This window comes from Pseudomonas paraveronii (assembly GCF_963681955.1).
Lineage (GTDB): Bacteria > Pseudomonadota > Gammaproteobacteria > Pseudomonadales > Pseudomonadaceae > Aquipseudomonas > Aquipseudomonas paraveronii.
In genome coordinates this window covers 25,363-42,955 of the sequence record NZ_OY817130.1, presented here as the reverse complement: position 1 = coordinate 42,955, position 17,593 = coordinate 25,363, and the positions used below count along the sequence as shown (strand labels likewise).

Annotated in this window: 16 protein-coding genes; 8 read left to right on the top strand and 8 right to left on the bottom strand. The window is 62.9% G+C overall.

Annotated elements, in window-relative coordinates; translation table 11 throughout:
* Positions 1-67 precede the first annotated feature (67 nt).
* The 4 genes from trpB (at position 68) to U5A08_RS00175 (ending at position 4,523) form a co-directional block, all read left to right on the top strand.
* Positions 68-1,294 carry a tryptophan synthase subunit beta gene (trpB, locus tag U5A08_RS00190; protein ID WP_253400261.1) on the top strand — a complete coding sequence of 409 codons (1,227 nt, stop codon included), beginning with the start codon at positions 68-70 and terminating at the stop codon, positions 1,292-1,294.
* Positions 1,295-2,104 carry a tryptophan synthase subunit alpha gene (trpA, locus tag U5A08_RS00185; protein ID WP_321849719.1) on the top strand — a complete coding sequence of 270 codons (810 nt, stop codon included), beginning with the start codon at positions 1,295-1,297 and terminating at the stop codon, positions 2,102-2,104. It abuts the gene before it with no gap.
* Between the two features lie 136 nt (positions 2,105-2,240).
* Positions 2,241-2,690 carry an anti-virulence regulator CigR family protein gene (locus tag U5A08_RS00180; RefSeq protein ID WP_321849718.1) on the top strand — a complete coding sequence of 150 codons (450 nt, stop codon included), beginning with the start codon at positions 2,241-2,243 and terminating at the stop codon, positions 2,688-2,690.
* 174 nt (positions 2,691-2,864) lie between these two features.
* On the top strand, positions 2,865-4,523 hold the full coding sequence (locus U5A08_RS00175) for a BBE domain-containing protein (protein WP_253400258.1): 1,659 nt from the start codon (positions 2,865-2,867) through the stop codon (positions 4,521-4,523).
* A 39-nt stretch (positions 4,524-4,562) separates the two neighbouring features.
* Here the strand turns inward: U5A08_RS00175 and U5A08_RS00170 are convergent, their stop codons facing one another.
* The 6 genes from U5A08_RS00170 to U5A08_RS00145 all read right to left on the bottom strand — a co-directional run bounded on the left by U5A08_RS00170 (position 4,563) and on the right by U5A08_RS00145 (position 10,319).
* On the bottom strand, positions 4,563-5,867 hold the full coding sequence (locus U5A08_RS00170) for an MFS transporter (RefSeq protein ID WP_253400257.1): 1,305 nt from the start codon (positions 5,865-5,867) through the stop codon (positions 4,563-4,565).
* Positions 5,868-6,042: 175 nt separating this feature from the next.
* Positions 6,043-7,191: a galactonate dehydratase gene (gene dgoD, locus U5A08_RS00165; protein ID WP_003170741.1), complete on the bottom strand. Its 1,149-nt coding sequence runs from the start codon at positions 7,189-7,191 to the stop codon at positions 6,043-6,045.
* Positions 7,192-7,252: 61 nt separating this feature from the next.
* Positions 7,253-7,873: a 2-dehydro-3-deoxy-6-phosphogalactonate aldolase gene (locus U5A08_RS00160; RefSeq protein WP_253400256.1), complete on the bottom strand. Its 621-nt coding sequence runs from the start codon at positions 7,871-7,873 to the stop codon at positions 7,253-7,255.
* Between the two features lies 1 nt (position 7,874).
* Positions 7,875-8,834, bottom strand: coding sequence for a 2-dehydro-3-deoxygalactonokinase (locus U5A08_RS00155; RefSeq protein WP_253400255.1), 960 nt, complete (start codon positions 8,832-8,834; stop codon positions 7,875-7,877).
* Between the two features lie 176 nt (positions 8,835-9,010).
* Positions 9,011-9,337, bottom strand: a complete 327-nt coding sequence (locus tag U5A08_RS00150) for a DOPA 4,5-dioxygenase family protein (RefSeq protein WP_321849713.1) — start codon at positions 9,335-9,337, stop codon at positions 9,011-9,013.
* Positions 9,338-9,368: 31 nt separating this feature from the next.
* Positions 9,369-10,319 carry a choline sulfate utilization transcriptional regulator gene (locus U5A08_RS00145; protein ID WP_253400254.1) on the bottom strand — a complete coding sequence of 317 codons (951 nt, stop codon included), beginning with the start codon at positions 10,317-10,319 and terminating at the stop codon, positions 9,369-9,371.
* 103 nt (positions 10,320-10,422) lie between these two features.
* On the opposite strand from U5A08_RS00145, the gene betC reads away from it, so the two are divergent.
* From betC to U5A08_RS00130, 3 genes are all read left to right on the top strand, one after another.
* On the top strand, positions 10,423-11,937 hold the full coding sequence (betC, locus tag U5A08_RS00140; RefSeq protein WP_321849709.1) for a choline-sulfatase: 1,515 nt from the start codon (positions 10,423-10,425) through the stop codon (positions 11,935-11,937).
* Between the two features lie 15 nt (positions 11,938-11,952).
* Positions 11,953-12,876 carry a choline ABC transporter substrate-binding protein gene (gene choX, locus U5A08_RS00135; protein WP_321849707.1) on the top strand — a complete coding sequence of 308 codons (924 nt, stop codon included), beginning with the start codon at positions 11,953-11,955 and terminating at the stop codon, positions 12,874-12,876.
* Positions 12,877-13,035: 159 nt separating this feature from the next.
* A complete protein-coding gene (locus U5A08_RS00130) occupies positions 13,036-14,604 on the top strand; it encodes a SulP family inorganic anion transporter (protein ID WP_253400251.1) in 1,569 nt (522 codons plus the stop codon).
* Between the two features lie 49 nt (positions 14,605-14,653).
* Here U5A08_RS00130 and aroE read toward each other — a convergent pair whose 3' ends face one another.
* Both aroE and hemF read right to left on the bottom strand, forming a co-directional pair.
* Positions 14,654-15,472, bottom strand: a complete 819-nt coding sequence (aroE, locus tag U5A08_RS00125) for a shikimate dehydrogenase (protein ID WP_276195590.1) — start codon at positions 15,470-15,472, stop codon at positions 14,654-14,656.
* Positions 15,472-16,404, bottom strand: a complete 933-nt coding sequence (hemF, locus tag U5A08_RS00120) for an oxygen-dependent coproporphyrinogen oxidase (protein ID WP_253400249.1) — start codon at positions 16,402-16,404, stop codon at positions 15,472-15,474. Before hemF ends, aroE begins: the two co-directional genes overlap by 1 nt.
* Before the next feature lie 160 nt (positions 16,405-16,564).
* Here hemF and U5A08_RS00115 point away from each other — a divergent pair, with 160 nt between their 5' ends.
* On the top strand, positions 16,565-17,542 hold the full coding sequence (locus U5A08_RS00115; RefSeq protein WP_253400248.1) for an NADPH:quinone reductase: 978 nt from the start codon (positions 16,565-16,567) through the stop codon (positions 17,540-17,542).
* Positions 17,543-17,593: the final 51 nt, after the last annotated feature.

The following is a 17,593-nucleotide window of genomic DNA, read 5'->3' as shown; positions in this document are numbered from 1 at the left end:
GCACCGGACGTCAGGGGTAGAGTGGCCGTCATTGCTTCCCACCCGAATTCTTTTCCTGGAGCGTCCCATGACTCAGTCCCAGACCGATCTACGCAACGGCCCTGACGCCAACGGCCTGTTCGGCGCATTCGGCGGCCGCTACGTCGCTGAAACCCTGATGCCGTTGATCCTCGAACTGGCCCGCGAATACGAAGCGGCCAAGATTGATCCTGCGTTCAACGAAGAATTGGCCTACTTCCAGCGCGACTACGTCGGGCGACCAAGCCCGCTGTATTTCGCTGAGCGGCTGACGGAGTTCTGCGGCGGCGCCAAGATTTACCTCAAGCGCGAAGAGCTGAACCACACCGGCGCGCACAAGATCAACAACTGCATCGGCCAGATCCTGCTGGCGCGGCGCATGGGCAAGAAACGCATCATCGCCGAGACCGGCGCCGGCATGCACGGTGTGGCCACCGCCACCGTGGCCGCGCGTTTCGGCCTGCAATGCGTGATCTACATGGGCACCACGGACATCGAGCGCCAACAGGCCAACGTGTTCCGCATGAAGCTGCTGGGCGCTGAAGTGATCCCGGTGGTTGCCGGCACCGGCACCCTCAAAGACGCGATGAACGAAGCCCTGCGCGACTGGGTGACCAACGTCGACGACACCTTCTACCTGATCGGCACCGTGGCCGGCCCGCACCCTTATCCTGCGATGGTGCGCGACTTCCAGTCCGTGATCGGCAAGGAAACCCGCACCCAACTGCAAGCCCAGGAAGGCCGCCTGCCGGACAGCCTGGTGGCGTGCATCGGCGGCGGTTCCAACGCCATGGGCCTGTTCCATCCGTTCCTGGATGACAGCAGCGTCGAGATCATCGGCGTCGAAGCCGCGGGCTTTGGCATCGAAACCGGCAAACACGCCGCCAGCCTCAACGGTGGCGTACCGGGCGTACTGCACGGCAACCGCACCTTCCTGCTGCAGGACGACGATGGCCAGATCATCGACGCCCATTCGATTTCCGCCGGCCTCGACTACCCCGGCATCGGTCCTGAACACGCCTGGTTGCACGATATCGGCCGCGTCCAGTACACCTCGGTGACCGACCACGAAGCACTCGACGCCTTTCACAAATGCTGCCGCCTGGAAGGGATTATTCCTGCACTGGAAAGCGCCCACGCCCTGGCCGAAGTGTTCAAACGCGCACCGACCCTGCCGAAGGATCACCTGATGGTGGTCAACCTGTCCGGCCGTGGCGACAAAGACATGCAGACCGTGATGCACCACATGGAACAGTCCCAGCAGGAGAAACACTAAATGAGCCGCCTGCAAACCCGCTTTGCGCAACTCAAGGAACAAAACCGCGCCGCCCTGGTGACCTTCGTCACCGCCGGCGACCCCGGTTATGACACCTCGCTGGCCATCCTCAAGGGCTTGCCCGCTGCCGGTGCCGACGTGATCGAGCTGGGCATGCCCTTCACCGACCCGATGGCCGACGGCCCGGCCATTCAACTGGCCAACATCCGCGCGCTGACCGCCAAGCAGAACCTGGCGAAAACCCTGCAGATGGTGCGCGAGTTCCGCAAGGACAACAGCGACACCCCGCTGGTGCTGATGGGTTACTTCAACCCGATCCACAAATACGGCGTGCCGCAATTTATTGCCGATGCCAAGCAAGCCGGCGTCGACGGCCTGATCGTGGTCGACCTGCCGCCCGAGCATAACGGCGAGCTGTGCGACCCGGCCCAGGCAGCCGGTATCGACTTTATCCGCCTGACCACGCCGACCACCGACGACGTGCGCCTGCCAACCGTGCTCAACGGCAGCTCGGGCTTTGTGTACTACGTGTCGGTGGCCGGTGTGACCGGTGCCGGTGCCGCCACCCTGGAACACGTCGAAGAAGCCGTGGCCCGCCTGCGGCGCCATACCAACCTGCCGATCAGCATCGGTTTTGGTATCCGCACGCCGGAGCAAGCGGCCGCCATCGCACGCTTGGCCGATGGTGTGGTGGTGGGTTCGGCGCTGATCGATCAAATCGCCAACGCCAGCAATGACCAGCAAGCCATCGACGGCGTGCTGAGCCTGTGTGCAGCGCTGTCGGCAGGTGTCCGTAACGCACGTAAGTAAGCGCCTCGTATACGGTAGGTAAAGTTCCTGATACAGAGGAATCAACCCGCAACACCGTGGCCTAAACAGCAAGACCAAGGGATTTCGAACCGTGTTCGAAATCCCTTTTTTGTATGCGTGCCCTGAGGAATTCCCGATGAAAATGCCCAAGTCCGTGATTGCTGGTTGTGGCGCGCTGGTGCTTGCCGCCAGCGCCCTGGCGCAAGCCGCGCCGCCTGACCAACGCGGCGACGACCGTGACGACCGTGGCGGCCCACCAGGCCAGCACGAACAACGTGGCGACGACCATCGCGGCCCGCAGGACGACCGTCGCGGCGGCCCACCCCGGGACTTCGGTCCGGTGCGCCAGATCATCCGCGACAATCACGGCCAATTCGGTCGTGGCGCGCCACCGCCGCCGGATATGCGCCTGGTCCGTGGCCGACCGATGCCCCACGGCTACTATGGCGAACGCCTCGATAGCCGCGCCCTGGCGCGCCTGCCGTACTACGAGGGCTATGAATGGCGCCGTTCAGGCCCGGACGTGGTGTTGATCGCAGTGGGCACGGGCATCGTCTATGAAATTCTGGAAGGCGTCTTGAACTGACGCCGCGGTTCCTCGATTTCTTCCGCTAGGCTTAAGGGGCGAACCGTTCGTTCCCCCTTAACACACTTCATGCCTATTGCCGTCTAACCACCTCAGCAAGCCCCGGTATTTCTTGCGCTCCCGGTCGTTAAGTTAGCCGCATCAGAAGTCATTCTTGGCTCCTTGGAGTACATCATGGCATTTGATCTCATCACTGCATCGGACCGCCGTCACGCCACCTTGCAAAAAGGCTTCAACCTGCGCTGGCCCTTGGGCAACGTGCAGGGCCAATCCTCGCCCAACGGCGCCAACCTGATTTACCTCTGTTACAGCCCCCAGGACATCATCGACGCCGCGGCGCAGGCCCTGGCCGTCGCCAATGGCCGGATTGCCGTGCGTAGCGGCGGCCACTGTTATGAAGGTTTCGTCGCCAACAAGATGCCCAACGACCCCAATGAGGTGTTGGCGATTCTGGATATCGGGCAAATGAAGCAACTGGACTACGACGCCGACGGCCAATTGCACTCCCAGTTGGTGCCGACCTTGCCCTATCGCTACCGCTTTCGCCTAGAAGCCGGCGGGCAGAACTGGGACGCCTACGTCGCCCTGTACAAGTTGGCCAACAAGACCCTGCCCGGTGGTTCGTGTTATTCGGTGGGCCTGGGCGGGCACATCTGCGGTGGCGGCTACGGCTTGCTCTCGCGCAAACACGGCCTGGTGTGCGACTGGCTGTCCGGTGTCGATATTCTGGTGCCCAACGCCCAAGGCAACGGCCTGACAGCGCTGCATGTCTGCCGGGAGAGCACCGACCCGGACGAACTGAACCTGTTTGCCGCGTGCTGCGGTGCCGGCGGCGGGCAGTTCGGGATCATCACCAGTTATTACTTCAAGGACCTGCCGGACGCCCCCAAGGAGGTGCTTTGGCTGGTACTGGAATGGGACTGGGCGATGCTGACCAAACCGGCGCTCGACCGATTGCTGGAGGCCTATCAAGCCTGGTTCGCCCAACATCAGGCCGACCCGGACACCTGGGGCCTGGCGACCAAGCTGGAAATGCGCCACCAGCACACCGGCAACGTCACGCTGGGCATTCATTACGTGGACAAAGACGGCGAGTTGAACGATCAGGCGCCCTTCAACGATTTTGTCACGACGATGCTGGACGCCATCGGCATTGCCGCCAGCGAATCGGTGACGCCGTTTCACGTGATCCACCTGCCGCCAAGCAACCCCGCCGGGCGCGTCATCAACTCCTTGACCACGGCGCGTGCCGCCGTGCGCCGCCTGGACTGGCTGCCGTGCCAGCAAACCCTCAACGGCTCCGGCGACAACCAGCGCGGGCGCTATAAGTCGGCCTATCAGAAAGGCATTTTCACGCCGCAGGTGTTATCCGCGATCTGGACCACGCTGACCTGGCCCGACCCGGCGAACGTGTTGACCCAAAGCCTCATACAGATCCAGTCGTTCGGCGGGCGCATCAACCAGCCAGATCCGGCGGTGCGGCGCGAATCGTCCGCGGCCCAGCGCGGCTCTTTCCTCAAGTGGCAACCGCAATGTTATTGGCGCGATGCCAGCGCCGCCGCCGACCAGGCGCATGCCGATTGGATTCAGGGGCTGTTTTTTAACGCCTTCGCCAACGATCAAGGCGTGCCGCTCAACGCACAGTTCGAGGGCTGCTACATCAATTACCCCGACCTCGACATGACGCACCTCGGCGGCAACCCGGCGAACGCCAAGAACCCCCAGTGGTACGCCATTTTCTTCCCTGACCTGATCATCGAAAGCCGCCTGCGGCGTACCAAGCAGCGCTGGGACCCGCTGAATATCTTCCGTAACGAAATGTCGGTGCCGTAAGCCGCAAAAAAATGGGCGACCTCAAGGTCGCCCGTTTTTTTACAACTCGATCCGTTCGACCTTGCCCACCAACAATATGTAGGAAAGCGCCCCGAGCAACGCCAGCACTGCGATATAGGTGATCGCCGGTGCGAACGAATCGCCGCTGGCCAGGAAGCCAATCACGATCGGCGTGGCAATCGCCGCCAGGTTGCCGATGAAGTTGAACACGCCGCCGGTCAAGCCGAGCAAGCGAGCGGGTGCCAAGGTCGACACCAGCGACCAGGTGATCGACGCCAGGCCATTGCCGAAGAACGCCACCGCCAGGAACGCAATCACCCAGGCCGTCGAATCCACGTAGTTGGCGCCAATGATCGCGGTGGAAATCAACAGCCCACCAATGATCGGCAACTTGCGCGCAAAGCCCACCGACGCACCACGGCGAATCAGCCAGTCGGAAAAAATCCCGGAGCACAGCACGCCGACAAACGCCGCGAGGAAGGGCAGGGAAGCGAGCAGGCCGGATTTGATGAAGTCCATCCCGCGATATTTCACCAGATAGGTCGGGAACCACGTCAGGAAGAACCACAGCGTGGAGTTCAGGCAGAACTGGCCCAGGTAGATGCCCCAGAGTTTGCGCTTGCTCAGCACGATGCCCAGGTCGACCCAACTGAACGGTGCCTTGGTGGTTTGTGCCTGCATGTCCACCAGCCCGCCGCCTGCACGGATCAGTTCGATTTCAGCGGCGTTGGCGCCTTTGAAGTCCTTCGGCTCGCGGTACACCGCGTACCAGATCAGCGCCCAGAGAATGCCGACGCCGCCGGTGGTGACAAACACCATGTGCCAGCCGTAGTGGTGCTGTAACCAGGCCAGCACCGGGGTGAGAAACGCCAGCCCGACGAACTGCCCGGAGGTGTAGAAGCCAATCGCCGTGGCGCGCTCACGCTCGGGGAACCACGTGGTAACCACACGGCTGTTGATCGGATAGGCCGGGGCTTCCAGGGCGCCCACCGCCATGCGCAGGACAAACAGCGCGATAAAGCTGGCCGCGAAGCCCAGCATCACGGTGGCGATGGACCACAGCAGCAGGGCCGCGGTGTAGAGGATGCGCGGCGGCACCCGGTCCACCAGCCAGCCGCCGGGGATTTGCATGGCGGCGTAGGTCCAGCCGAACGCCGAGAAAATCAGCCCGACATGCACCGGGTCGATGCCCAGGTCACTGGTCAGGGCCGGGGCTGCAATCGACAGGTTGCTGCGGTCGAGGTAGTTGATCACCACGGTGATAAACAGCAGCACCATGATGAAGTAGCGCTTTCTGCTAGGCGTGACTAAAGAAGCCTGCCCGGTGAGGGATTCAGGGTGCATGGGGTTGTCTCTTGTTATGTTTATTGAGGACGGACTTACTGACCAAACCAGCTCAAATGTGGGAGGGGGCTTGCCCCCGATAGCGGTGAACCAGCCGCCGAAGATGTCGACTGACACTCAGCTATCGGGGGCAAGCCCCCTCCCACATTTTTTGCCACATTTTTTCAGGCAGACATCACCACTCGGCAAAACTGCCGTCGGCGTGGCGCCAGATCGGGTTGCGCCAGCGGTGGCCGATGGCCGCGCGTTCGATCACGTATTCCTCGTTGATCTCGATGCCCAGGCCCGGCCCGTTGGGGATCTTCACGAAGCCCTGGTCATAGTCGAACACGCCCGGGTCGCGCACGTAGTCGAGCAGGTCGTTGCTCTCGTTGTAGTGAATGCCCAGGCTTTGCTCCTGGATAAACGCGTTGTAGCAGACCGCGTCCAGCTGCAGGCAGGCGGCCAGCGCGATCGGGCCCAGCGGGCAGTGCAGCGCCAGGGCCACGTCGTAGGCTTCGGCCATGTTGGCGATCTTGCGGGTTTCGGTGATGCCGCCAGCGTGGGAAGCGTCCGGCTGGATGATGTCGACGTAACCTTCGCTGAGCACGCGCTTGAAGTCCCAGCGCGAGAACAGGCGCTCGCCCAGGGCAATCGGCGTGCTGGTCAGCGGTGCGAGTTCTTTCAAGGCTTCGTAGTTTTCGCTGAGCACCGGCTCTTCGATAAACATCAGCTTGTATGGGTCCAGCTCTTTCATCAGCACCTTGGCCATGGGCTTGTGTACGCGGCCATGGAAGTCGACGCCAATGCCCACGTTAGGGCCGACGGCATCGCGCACGGCGGCGACGTTGGCCAGGGCCAGGTCGACTTTTTCGAAGCTGTCGACGAACTGCAATTCTTCGGTGCCGTTCATTTTCACCGCAGTGAAACCACGCGCCACGGCCTCTTTGGCGGCGCGGGCGGTGTCGGCGGGGCGGTCGCCGCCGATCCACGAATACACGCGAATCTTGTCACGCACCTGGCCGCCCAGCAGGTCGCTGACCGACACGCCCAGGGCTTTGCCCTTGATGTCCCACAGCGCCTGGTCGATGCCGGCCAGCGCGCTCATGTGCACGGCGCCGCCGCGATAGAAACCGCCGCGATAGAGCACGGTCCAGATATCTTCGATATTGCGTGGGTCTTTGCCGATCAGGTAGTCGGACAGTTCCTCAACCGCAGCCGCCACGGTGTGGGCGCGGCCTTCGACCACGGGTTCGCCCCAGCCGGTGACGCCCTGGTCGGTTTCCACTTTGAGGAAGCACCAGCGCGGTGGGACGATGAAGGTCGTCAGTTTGGTGATTTTCATCTTCTTATCTCTCTTGTCGATGCAGCGCCCAAGGCGCAAGGCTTGCGATCCGTTCAGGGGATCAGTTCAGGGCGTTCCAGGCCGCGACATACGCCTGGGCATTGCTCGCCACCTGGGCCACGGACATGCCCGGCTTGAACAACCCGGACCCCAGGCCGAAACCCCTGGCGCCGGCGTCGAAATACACCTGCATGTTGGCCGGACTCACGCCGCCGACCGGCAGCAACAACGTGCCCGCCGGCAACACCGCCAGCCACGCCTTGATCACCGCCGGGCCCATTTGCTCGGCGGGGAACAGCTTCAATACGTCGGCGCCTTCGGCCAGCGCGGCGAACGCCTCGGTCGGGGTGGCAACCCCCGGCGACAGGTACAGGCCGGCAGCTTTCGCGGCACGCAAGACCTTGGCATCGCTGTGGGGCATCACGATCACCTGGCCACCGGCGGCTTTGACCTGCTCGACCTGCGCCGGCGTCAACACCGTGCCGGCGCCGATCAGGCAATCGGCGGGCAGGCTGTCACGCAGGGTGCGGATGCTGGTGTAAGGGTCCGGCGAATTGAGCGGGACTTCGATCACGCGAAAACCGGCGCGGTAGAGCTCCTGGCCAATTGCCTCGGCTTCGTCCGGGCGCACACCGCGCAGGATCGCGATCAAACCGTTGTGCGTGAGTGCTTGCTTGAGCATGTCAGGCCTCCATTGCAGGTTGAATGAGCCCGGCGGCCTGGGCCAACTGCCAGAGGCCGCGTTCGCTGGCCTCTTGCGCCAGGCTGACGTGGGCGAAGCCGCAGAGGTCGAGGGCACGTTGGTAACGGGCACAGAGCGGCGCGGCGCCGACCAGGATGATCGGCTGGTGTTTGGCGGCGGCAGGCAAGCCGGCGAGTTCATGGCCGATCAGCAGGCCGGAGAGGTAGTCGGGCTGCTGGTCGGGGGCGAGTTTGCCGGTCAAGCCCAGGGTGCGTGCGCTGAACAGCGTCGACAGCACGCCGCGTTCGCCGTCTACCGACAGCGCCACCTGCACGCCAAGGTCGAAGGCTGCCGCCTGGAAGTGTTCGGCGGGTTGTTGGGTGCGCCCGAGCAGGCTGTGCTTGCTCAACACCGCGAACAGCTCACCGGTCATGAAGGTGTCGAAATGGGTGATACGGCCGTCGACCACCTCGACCCATTTGGAATGGCTGCCGGGCAGGCCGATCAAGACCTCGGCCGCGAGGCCTTGCAGCACGCCGAGCACCTGGGTTTCTTCGCCGCGCATCACGTTGGGCAAACCGACCTGCTCGATCACGCCGGGCACGATATGCACATCGACGCCGCGCACACTGCGCACGCGGTGCAACGCTTGGCCGAGGCTGGCGACGTCGACCGGGGTGTTGCGGTAGGCCGCTTCGCTCCAGCCCTGAGCGCTGCCGACCATGCCGCAGGCGATCACTGGCAGGCCCGGTTGCGCGTCGAGCCAATCGCCACAGGCTGCGTCGAACGCCAACTCGAAGCCATCGCTGCAACGAACGCCGGCAATCTCCCGGGGTTGGCTGGGCAGGTGCATGATCCCCGACGCCAGCGCACGTTGTTCCAGCACCACGCCTGCGGGGCCGAGTTTATAAGCACGAAGGGAACTGGTTCCCCAATCGAGCGCGATCAATTGCGCCGGCATCGCTTCACCTGAAATGAGTGGGTGCTGAAAAAAGCAGATGGGCGAATATAAACCTATGCTCGGCGATATCTCAATATATAAATATCAATCCCATATATTGGAACGAATCGAGATAAATCCTACAACCACTCCGCCTTTTACTGCGGGAGCGGCCAGGCTTTATCTGATAAGAGAGGTTAAAAAACCGACAGATTCAGTTCGCGCATCGCACCCATCCAGATCGCGTACTCGGTGTGGTCCTTCAGGTCATCGCCAGTGTCGGGGTGCAGAAACACCACCAGGCCCTTGCGATGCAACGCCAGCCAGGGCAGCACCACACCAATGTATTCGGGGTCGAATGCCAACTGGCAGCTCCAGTCCGGGTGCGGGCCAACGGGGCGCTCATGCACGCGGCCCATGCGCAGCGGAAAGAGTGCCGCCGCGTCTTCGCACAAGGTGCGTGCCTGGTCGATGGTGTGGGCATCGAAGTAGATGTGGGCGTGATAGCCCTTGATACGTTGCATGACAAGATCCGGAACCGCTGTGCGACAAATCCTAGACGGCAATCGACGGCAGGGCCAGCCCGGTCAGCGACTGTGCGCTGCGCGCCTGCTCCGTCATCAGCCAGTCGACAAACCGCTCGACCAACTGCCCCCGGCGTTTGCGCTGCGGCTGCACCACGTAGTAGCCCAAGCGTGAGATCACCGTGTCGCTGATCGGTCGGCACAGCCACTTCTGTTCCAGCAGGTTGTCCACCAGGTGGCGCCAGCCGATGGCCACGCCCTGGCCAGCAATCGCGGCCTGGATCAGCAGGGTGTAGTTATCGAAGCGCAGTTGGCCGGGGGTCGGCGCGCTGGTAATGCCCAGTTCGCGGAACACGCCGCTCCAGTCGAACCACTGGCTGTTGTGTTCCTGGCGCAGGTGCAGCAACGGGCAGTCGGGCAAGGTCTGCACGGTCAGCGGCGTGGCCTGGTCCTTGAGCCACTGCGGGCTGCACACCGGGAACACTTCTTCATTGAACAGCCACAGGCTGTCGCCCTGCTTGAAACGGCCGTCACCAAACAGCACCGCCACGTCGATATCGCTGCGCAAGGTGGCGTGATTACGTTCGCTGGTCACCAGGCTGACGTCGACCTGGGGGTTGGCCGCACGGAAGCGATGCAGGCGCGGCATCAGCCAATAGGCGGCGAAGGCGAAGTCGGTGGCCACTTGCAGCACTTCGTGCTGGTCCTGCTGGGTGATCGCGCTCAGGCCTTGGTTGATGGTCTGCAAGCCGCCCTGGACATGTTCGAACAGCAAGGCGCCGGCATCGGTCAGCTCGATGCCACGGTAGATGCGATCAAACAGGCGGATCGCCAATTGCTCTTCGAGGCGCTTGATCTGCTGGCTGATGGCCGGCTGGGTGGTGCCCAACTCCATCGCCGCCGCAGTAAAGCTGCGGTGACGCGCCGCCGCTTCGAAGGCGCGGAGCAAATCGAGGGATACATCGCCGAGGGCTTCATACATAAGCTGTGCTTATCCTAGACATTGCCTTTCATGGGCTTTACCCCATTTTCCATGGGCTGCATGCTCATTCGCATAAACACCGCCTATGGAATGCTGAAGACTCATGAAGCGCAAGAACATTCTTTTCATCATGGCCGATCAAATGGCCGCGCCGATGCTTCCGTTCTACGGACCTTCCCCGATCAAGTTGCCAAACCTGAGCCGTCTCGCCGAACAAGGCGTGGTGTTCGACGCCGCCTACTGCAACAGCCCGCTGTGCGCACCGTCGCGCTTTACCCTGGTCAGCGGCCAGTTGCCGAGCAAGATCGGTGCCTACGACAACGCGGCGGATTTCCCCGCCGATGTGCCGACGTATGCCCACTACCTGCGTCGCCTCGGCTACCGCACCGCGCTGTCGGGCAAGATGCACTTCTGCGGGCCGGACCAATTGCACGGTTACGAAGAGCGCCTGACCAGCGACATCTACCCCGCCGACTATGGCTGGGCGGTGAACTGGGATGAACCGGACGTGCGCCCCACCTGGTACCACAACATGTCCTCGGTGCTGCAAGCCGGGCCGTGCGTGCGCACCAACCAGCTGGATTTCGACGAAGAGGTGGTGTTCAAGGCCCAGCAGTACCTGTTCGACCATATTCGCGAGGACGGCGACCAGCCGTTCTGCCTGACCGTGTCGATGACCCACCCCCACGACCCGTACACCATTCCCAAACCATTCTGGGATCTGTACGACGACAGCGATATCCCGTTGCCCACAACCCCGGCCCAGGGTGACCTCGACCCGCACTCCCAGCGCCTGCTCAAGGTCTACGACCTGTGGGACAAGCCGCTGCCGCTGGAGAAGATCCGCGATGCGCGCCGCGCCTACTTCGGCGCCTGCAGTTACATCGACAGCAATGTCGGCAAGCTGCTGCAGACCCTGGAAGACACCGGCCTGGCCGATGACACCATCATCATCTTCTCCGGCGACCACGGCGACATGCTCGGCGAGCGCGGCCTCTGGTACAAAATGCACTGGTTCGAAATGGCCGCCCGCGTGCCGCTGCTGGTCAGCGCGCCGGGGCAGTTCGCGGCGCGCCGTGTGACCCAGGCGGTCTCCACCGCCGACCTGTTGCCAACCCTGGTGGAACTGGCCGGCGGCGCACTCGAACCGCACTTGCCCCTGGACGGCCGCTCGCTGGTCCCGCACTTGCACGGCCAGGGCGGGCACGACGAAGTGTTCGGCGAATACATGGCCGAAGGCACTGTCAGCCCGCTGATGATGATTCGCCGTGGCGCCTACAAATTCATCTACAGCGAAGACGATCCCTGCCTACTGTTCGATGTACACAATGACCCACGGGAACAGGAAGAACTCAGCCAGTCGCCGCAACACCGGGCGCTGTTTACAGCCTTTCTGACTGAAGCGCGGGCCAAATGGGACATCCCGGCGATCCACCAACAAGTCCTCGCCAGCCAACGCCGTCGGCGCCTGGTGTTTGAGGCACTGACCCAAGGCAAGCTGAAGAGCTGGGATCACCAGCCACTGGTGGACGCCAGTCAGCAATACATGCGCAACCATATCGACCTCGACGACCTGGAGCGCAAGGCACGTTATCCACAACCCTGCCAACACCCATAAAACAGAGGGAAGGCCATGCAAAAGTTGACTGTGGTGCTGGGCGTAGCGGGCATGGTGGCGTTGAGCAGCGCCGCCGTGTACGCAGACGCCCGTTGTGAGACGGTGAAGATGGCCGATCCAGGCTGGAGCGATATCGCCGCCACCAATGCCGTCGCCGGTTTTCTGCTGACGGGCATGGGCTACAAGGCCAAGGTCGACACCCTGGCGGTGCCGATCACCTTCGGCGGGCTCAAGGACGGCCAGGTGGATGTGTTCCTGGGTAACTGGATGCCGGCGCAGCAAGGTTTCTACGACAAGTTCGTGGCCAACGGCGATGTGGTGCAGTTGGCGAAAAACCTCGACGGCACCGAATTCACCCTCGCCGTGCCGGACTATGTGTGGGACGCCGGGGTGCATGACTTTGCTGATCTGAGTAAATTCGCCGACCAGTTCGACAAGAAGATCTACGGTATCGGCTCCGGCGCGCCGGCGAATATTTCGTTGCAGGAAATCATCAAGAAGAACGATTTCGACCTGGGCCAATGGAAGCTGATCGAGTCCAGCGAACAGGCGATGCTCGCCGAAGTCTCACGGGCGGTGAAGAAACAGCGCTTCATCACCTTCCTCGGCTGGACCCCGCACCCGATGAACGTGCAGTTGAAAATGCATTACCTCAAGGGCGGCGAGAAGTACTTCGGCGACACCGGCAGCGTGTATACCTTGACGCGCAAGGGTTATGCACAGGCCTGCCCGAACGTAGGAAAACTGCTGACCAACCTGAGTTTCACCCAGGCGATGGAGAACAGCATCATGGCCGCGGTGGCCAACAATAAGGTCAGCAATGCGGACGCGGCGAAGGCGTGGATCAAGGCCAACCCGGCGGTACTCGAGCAGTGGCTCGACGGCGTGAAAACCGTGGACGGCCAGGATGCATTGGCGGCCGTAAAAGCCAAACTCTAAAGCCGGCCACGGTGCCAATGTGGGAGGGGGCTTGCCCCCGATAGCGGCGGATCAGTCACTACATCATTGACTGTCAGTCCGCGATCGGGGGCAAGCCCCCTCCCACAAAAGCCGGCGTGTACTGATACCCTGAGCCAAACCTTTCTATCCGAGTTTGCGATGCACCGGCCCAACCGCCACACACTCTTTCCCTTCCTCAGTTGGCTGCCGCGCCAAACCCGCGCCAGCGTCGGTCGGGATGCAATCGTCGGCCTCAGCGGCGCGGTTCTGGCCTTGCCGCAGTCGATTGCCTACGCGCTCATCGCCGGTCTCCCACCGGAATACGGCCTGTACGCCGCGATCATCCCGGTGCTGATCGCGTGTCTTTGGGGGTCGTCCTGGCACCTGATCTGCGGCCCCACAGCGGCGATTTCCATCGTGCTCTACGCCAGCATCAGCCCGCTGGCCGTGCCGGGCTCACAGGACTACATCACCTTGATCCTGCTGCTGACCTTCCTCGCCGGGGTGTTCCAGTGGTTGCTCGGCCTGCTGCGCTTCGGCGCGTTGGTGAACTTTATCTCCCATTCGGTGGTGCTGGGGTTCACCCTCGGCGCCGCCGTGGTGATTGCCCTCGGCCAACTGCCCAACCTGCTGGGCCTGGATTTGCCGAGCCAGGCCACGGCGATCAACAGCTTGCTGGAACTGATCCACCATGGCGCCGAGTGGGACCACGCCTCACTCCTGCTCGGGCTGGGCACCTTGCTGGTGGGCGCACTGCTCAAATACCTGCTGCCGCGCTGGCCGACGCTGTTGATCACGCTCGCGCTGGGCAGCCTGGCCGCCTGGCTGTGGCCGGCGATGTTCGGGCATGTGGCACTGGTCAGCGCATTTATCGGCAAGCTGCCGCCATTCAGCCCGTTGCCGCTGGACCTGGACATGGTCTTGCGCCTACTGCCCAGCGCCGTGGCGGTGGGCATGCTCGGGTTGGTGACCAGCCTGTCGATTGCCCGCTCGCTGGCGGCGCGCTCGCAGCAATTGCTCGACGCCAACCAGGAAGTTCGAGCGCAGGGTTTATCCAACATCGTCGGCGGATTTTTCTCCGGCTACCTGTCGGCCGGTTCCTTTACGCGCTCCGGCCTCAGCTATGAAGCGGGCGCCTGTTCACCGTTGGCGGGGGTATTTTCCGCCCTGTGGGTGGCGTTGTTCGCACTGTTTGGCGCGGCGCTGATCGCCCACATACCGATCCCGAGCATGGCCGCGAGCATCCTGCTGATCAGTTGGGGCCTGGTGGACCATCGGGGCATTCGCGCATTGTTCCGGGTCAGTCGCGCCGAGTTTGTGGTGATGAGCCTGACCTGCATCGCCACCTTGCTGCTGGAGCTGCAAACCGCGATTTACGCCGGGGTGTTGGCCTCGCTGTTTTTCTACCTCAAGCGCACCTCGCAGCCGCGGGTTCAGCAATGGCGCGACGGCGAGGAAGAGGTGCTGCGGGTCGGTGGCTCGATCTTTTTTGGCGCCAGCCATTACCTGCAAGTGCGCCTGCAAAGCCTGCAGTGTGAGCGGGTGGTGATCGAGGCGCAGCAGATCAACTTTATCGACTATTCCGGGGTGGAGATGCTGCACCAGGAAGCGCGGCGATTAAGGGCAATGGGCCGTAGCCTGACCTTGCGCCGGGCCAGGCCGCAGGTCGTCGATGAATTGAAAAAGCTGGAAGGCGCCGACAACTGCCCCATCCATTTCGAAGACTGAATACGATCAAAACTGTGGGAGGGCTTGCCCCCCCACCTTTCGAGTTGCGTCAAGCCAATTGCCGCCGCAGTTCGGCCAACACCGGCGCCGAATCCGGGCGCACGCCACGCCACAGGAAGAACGCTTCCGCCGCCTGCTCCACCAGCATGCCCAGGCCATCCATTGCCACCGCCGCACCGTGTTCCGTGGCCCAGCGGCAGAACGCGGTCGGTTCCTTGGCGTACATCATGTCGTAGCAAAACGTCTTGCCCGGCGCGATCAGGCTGCCCGCAATCGGCGGTACATCGCCCGACAGGCTGGCGGAGGTGGCATTGATGATGACGTCCACCGGCTCACACAGCCAGTCGAAACCACTGGCAGACACCGGGCCCAAATCGTCGAACAACTCGGCGAGCATTTCGGCCTTTTCCACGGTGCGGTTGGCGATGATCAGCGACGCCGGCCGCTCGGCCAGCAACGGCTCCAACGCCCCGCGCACCGCGCCACCGGCGCCGAGCAACAGGATGCGTTGACCTTGCAGGCTGAGCCCGGCATTCACCGTCAGGTCGCGCACCAGGCCGGCGCCGTCGGTGTTATCGCCCAGCAGGCGGCCATCGGCCAGCTTGCTCAGGGTGTTCACCGCCCCGGCGCGCTCGGCACGTGCGGTGAGGGTGTCGGCCAGGCGATAGGCGTCTTCCTTGAACGGTACCGTGACGTTGGCGCCACGGCCTTGCTGAAAAAACTCACGGGCAAACCCGATGAAGTCCTCCAACGGCGCCAGCAGAGCGCTGTAGTCCAGTTGCTCGCCGGTCTGTTCGGCGAACATGCGGTGAATCAACGGCGACTTGCTGTGGCCGATGGGGTTGCCGAACACGACATAGCGGTCCATCAGACAGCCGCCTTGGGCGCAGCCACGCCGAGCCAGTCGCGGTCTTGCAGGAAGTAGTCGGTGAGGCGCGCTTCTTCGCTGCCGGCCTCGGCTTTCCAGTCGTAGCTCCAGCGCACCTGGGGCGGCAGCGACATCAGGATCGACTCGGTACGCCCGCCCGATTGCAGGCCGAACAAGGTGCCACGGTCGTAGACCAGGTTGAACTCAACGTAACGACCACGGCGGAATTCCTGGAACTCGCGCTGCTGTTCGGTATAGGCCTGCGCCTTACGGCGCTGCACGATCGGCAGGTAGGCGTCGATGTACGCATCGCCGATGGCACGGATGAAGGCGAAGCAGGTGTCGAAGTCCCATTCGTTCAAGTCATCGAAGAACAGCCCGCCGATACCGCGCGGTTCGTTGCGATGCTTGATGTGGAAGTAGGTGTCGCACCAGGCCTTGTAGCGCGCATAAACGTCGGCACCGAACGGCGCGCAGGCCTGCTCGGCCACGCGGTGCCAGTGGATGCAGTCGTCTTCGTTGGCGTAGTAGGGCGTGAGGTCGAAGCCACCGCCGAACCACCACACCGGCTCTTCACCTTCCTTTTCAGCGATGAAAAAGCGCACGTTGGCGTGGGAAGTCGGTACATGCGGGTTGTGCGGGTGAATCACCAGCGACACCCCCAGCGCTTCAAACCCGCGCCCGGCCAATTCAGGGCGATGCGCACTGGCGGACGGTGGCAGGCCGCTGCCAAACACGTGGGAAAAGTTGACGCCGCCTTTTTCGATCACCGCCCCGTTTTCGATCACACGGGTGCGACCGCCGCCGCCGGCAGGCCGGGTCCAGGCGTCTTCGATAAAGCGAGTGTCCGTCTCGAAGGTTTCCAGGGCGCTGCAAATACGGTCTTGCAGATCAAGCAGATAGGCTTTAACAGCCTCGGTGCGGGTAGTCATGGCATCACCTTGAATCGGGCAAAGCTACGCGAGGCCATTGGGCGTCGGCGGCAAATGGGCGCACAGGATACCACCGCACTCAGGTCCGTCGCAGTTGACGAAGATCAAGCTAAGGAGTCCGATAGGGGGCTACCCGAATTCGAACCCAGGAGAAGTGCAGATGGCCAAACGTATCCAGTTCAGCGCCCATGGCGGCCCCGAGGTGCTTGAGTATGTGGACTACACGCCAGCAGAGCCTGGCCCACAGCAGGTCCGGGTGCGCAACGCGGCCATTGGCCTGAACTTCATCGATACCTACTTCCGCAGCGGCTTGTACGCGCCGCCGGCCTTGCCATCGGGCCTGGGCGCGGAAGGCGCGGGTGTGGTCGACGCCGTGGGCAGCGAGGTCACGCAATTCAAGGTCGGCGACCGCGTGGCCTACGGCAGTGGCCCGTTGGGTGCCTACAGCGAACTGCACGTATTGCCTGCCGCGAACCTGGTTCACCTGCCGGACGACATCAGCTTCGAACAAGCCGCCGGCGCGATGCTCAAAGGCCTGACCACGCAATACCTGCTGCGCCAGACCTACGAGCTGAAGGGCGGCGAAACCATTCTGTTCCACGCCGCAGCCGGTGGCGTGGGCTCCCTGGCCTGCCAGTGGGCCAAGGCCCTGGGCGTGAAGCTGATCGGCACGGTCAGCTCGCCGGAAAAAGCCGCGGTGGCCAAATCCCTCGGCGCCTGGGCAACCATCGACTACAGCAAGGAAAACGTCGCACAGCGCGTGCTGGAATTGACCGACGGCAAGAAATGCCCGGTGGTGTACGACGGCGTCGGCAAGGACACCTGGCTGACCTCGCTGGACTGCGCGGCGCCACGCGGCTTGGTGGTGAGTTTCGGCAACGCCTCGGGCGCGGTGGACGGGGTGAACCTGGGGATTCTGGCGGCCAAGGGCTCGCTGTATGTCACTCGGCCGACCCTGGCGACCTACGCCAGCAACCCCAAGGACTTGCAGGCCATGGCCGATGATCTGTTCTCGATGATCAAGAGCGGCAAGGTGCGCATCGATATCAATCAGCGCTTCTCGCTGAAGGACGCGGCCAAGGCACAGACCGAGTTGTCGGGGCGGCGCACGACGGGGTCGACCATTCTGTTGCCGTAAGGCTTTGGATTTCTGGCGTGGTTAAGGGCGCCATCGCGGGCAAGCCCACTC

Excerpts from the sequence above, each read along its gene's own strand:
- trpB (WP_253400261.1), top strand. The coding sequence starts at position 68 with ATGACTCAGTCCCAGACCGATCTACGCAACGGCCCTGACGCCAACGGC.
- trpA (WP_321849719.1), top strand. The coding sequence starts at position 1,295 with ATGAGCCGCCTGCAAACCCGCTTTGCGCAACTCAAGGAACAAAACCGC.
- U5A08_RS00180 (WP_321849718.1), top strand. The coding sequence starts at position 2,241 with ATGAAAATGCCCAAGTCCGTGATTGCTGGTTGTGGCGCGCTGGTGCTT.
- U5A08_RS00175 (WP_253400258.1), top strand. The coding sequence starts at position 2,865 with ATGGCATTTGATCTCATCACTGCATCGGACCGCCGTCACGCCACCTTG.
- U5A08_RS00170 (WP_253400257.1), bottom strand. The coding sequence starts at position 5,867 with ATGCACCCTGAATCCCTCACCGGGCAGGCTTCTTTAGTCACGCCTAGC.
- dgoD (WP_003170741.1), bottom strand. The coding sequence starts at position 7,191 with ATGAAAATCACCAAACTGACGACCTTCATCGTCCCACCGCGCTGGTGC.
- U5A08_RS00160 (WP_253400256.1), bottom strand. The coding sequence starts at position 7,873 with ATGCTCAAGCAAGCACTCACGCACAACGGTTTGATCGCGATCCTGCGC.
- U5A08_RS00155 (WP_253400255.1), bottom strand. The coding sequence starts at position 8,834 with ATGCCGGCGCAATTGATCGCGCTCGATTGGGGAACCAGTTCCCTTCGT.
- U5A08_RS00150 (WP_321849713.1), bottom strand. The coding sequence starts at position 9,337 with ATGCAACGTATCAAGGGCTATCACGCCCACATCTACTTCGATGCCCAC.
- U5A08_RS00145 (WP_253400254.1), bottom strand. The coding sequence starts at position 10,319 with ATGTATGAAGCCCTCGGCGATGTATCCCTCGATTTGCTCCGCGCCTTC.
- betC (WP_321849709.1), top strand. The coding sequence starts at position 10,423 with ATGAAGCGCAAGAACATTCTTTTCATCATGGCCGATCAAATGGCCGCG.
- choX (WP_321849707.1), top strand. The coding sequence starts at position 11,953 with ATGCAAAAGTTGACTGTGGTGCTGGGCGTAGCGGGCATGGTGGCGTTG.
- U5A08_RS00130 (WP_253400251.1), top strand. The coding sequence starts at position 13,036 with ATGCACCGGCCCAACCGCCACACACTCTTTCCCTTCCTCAGTTGGCTG.
- aroE (WP_276195590.1), bottom strand. The coding sequence starts at position 15,472 with ATGGACCGCTATGTCGTGTTCGGCAACCCCATCGGCCACAGCAAGTCG.
- hemF (WP_253400249.1), bottom strand. The coding sequence starts at position 16,404 with ATGACTACCCGCACCGAGGCTGTTAAAGCCTATCTGCTTGATCTGCAA.
- U5A08_RS00115 (WP_253400248.1), top strand. The coding sequence starts at position 16,565 with ATGGCCAAACGTATCCAGTTCAGCGCCCATGGCGGCCCCGAGGTGCTT.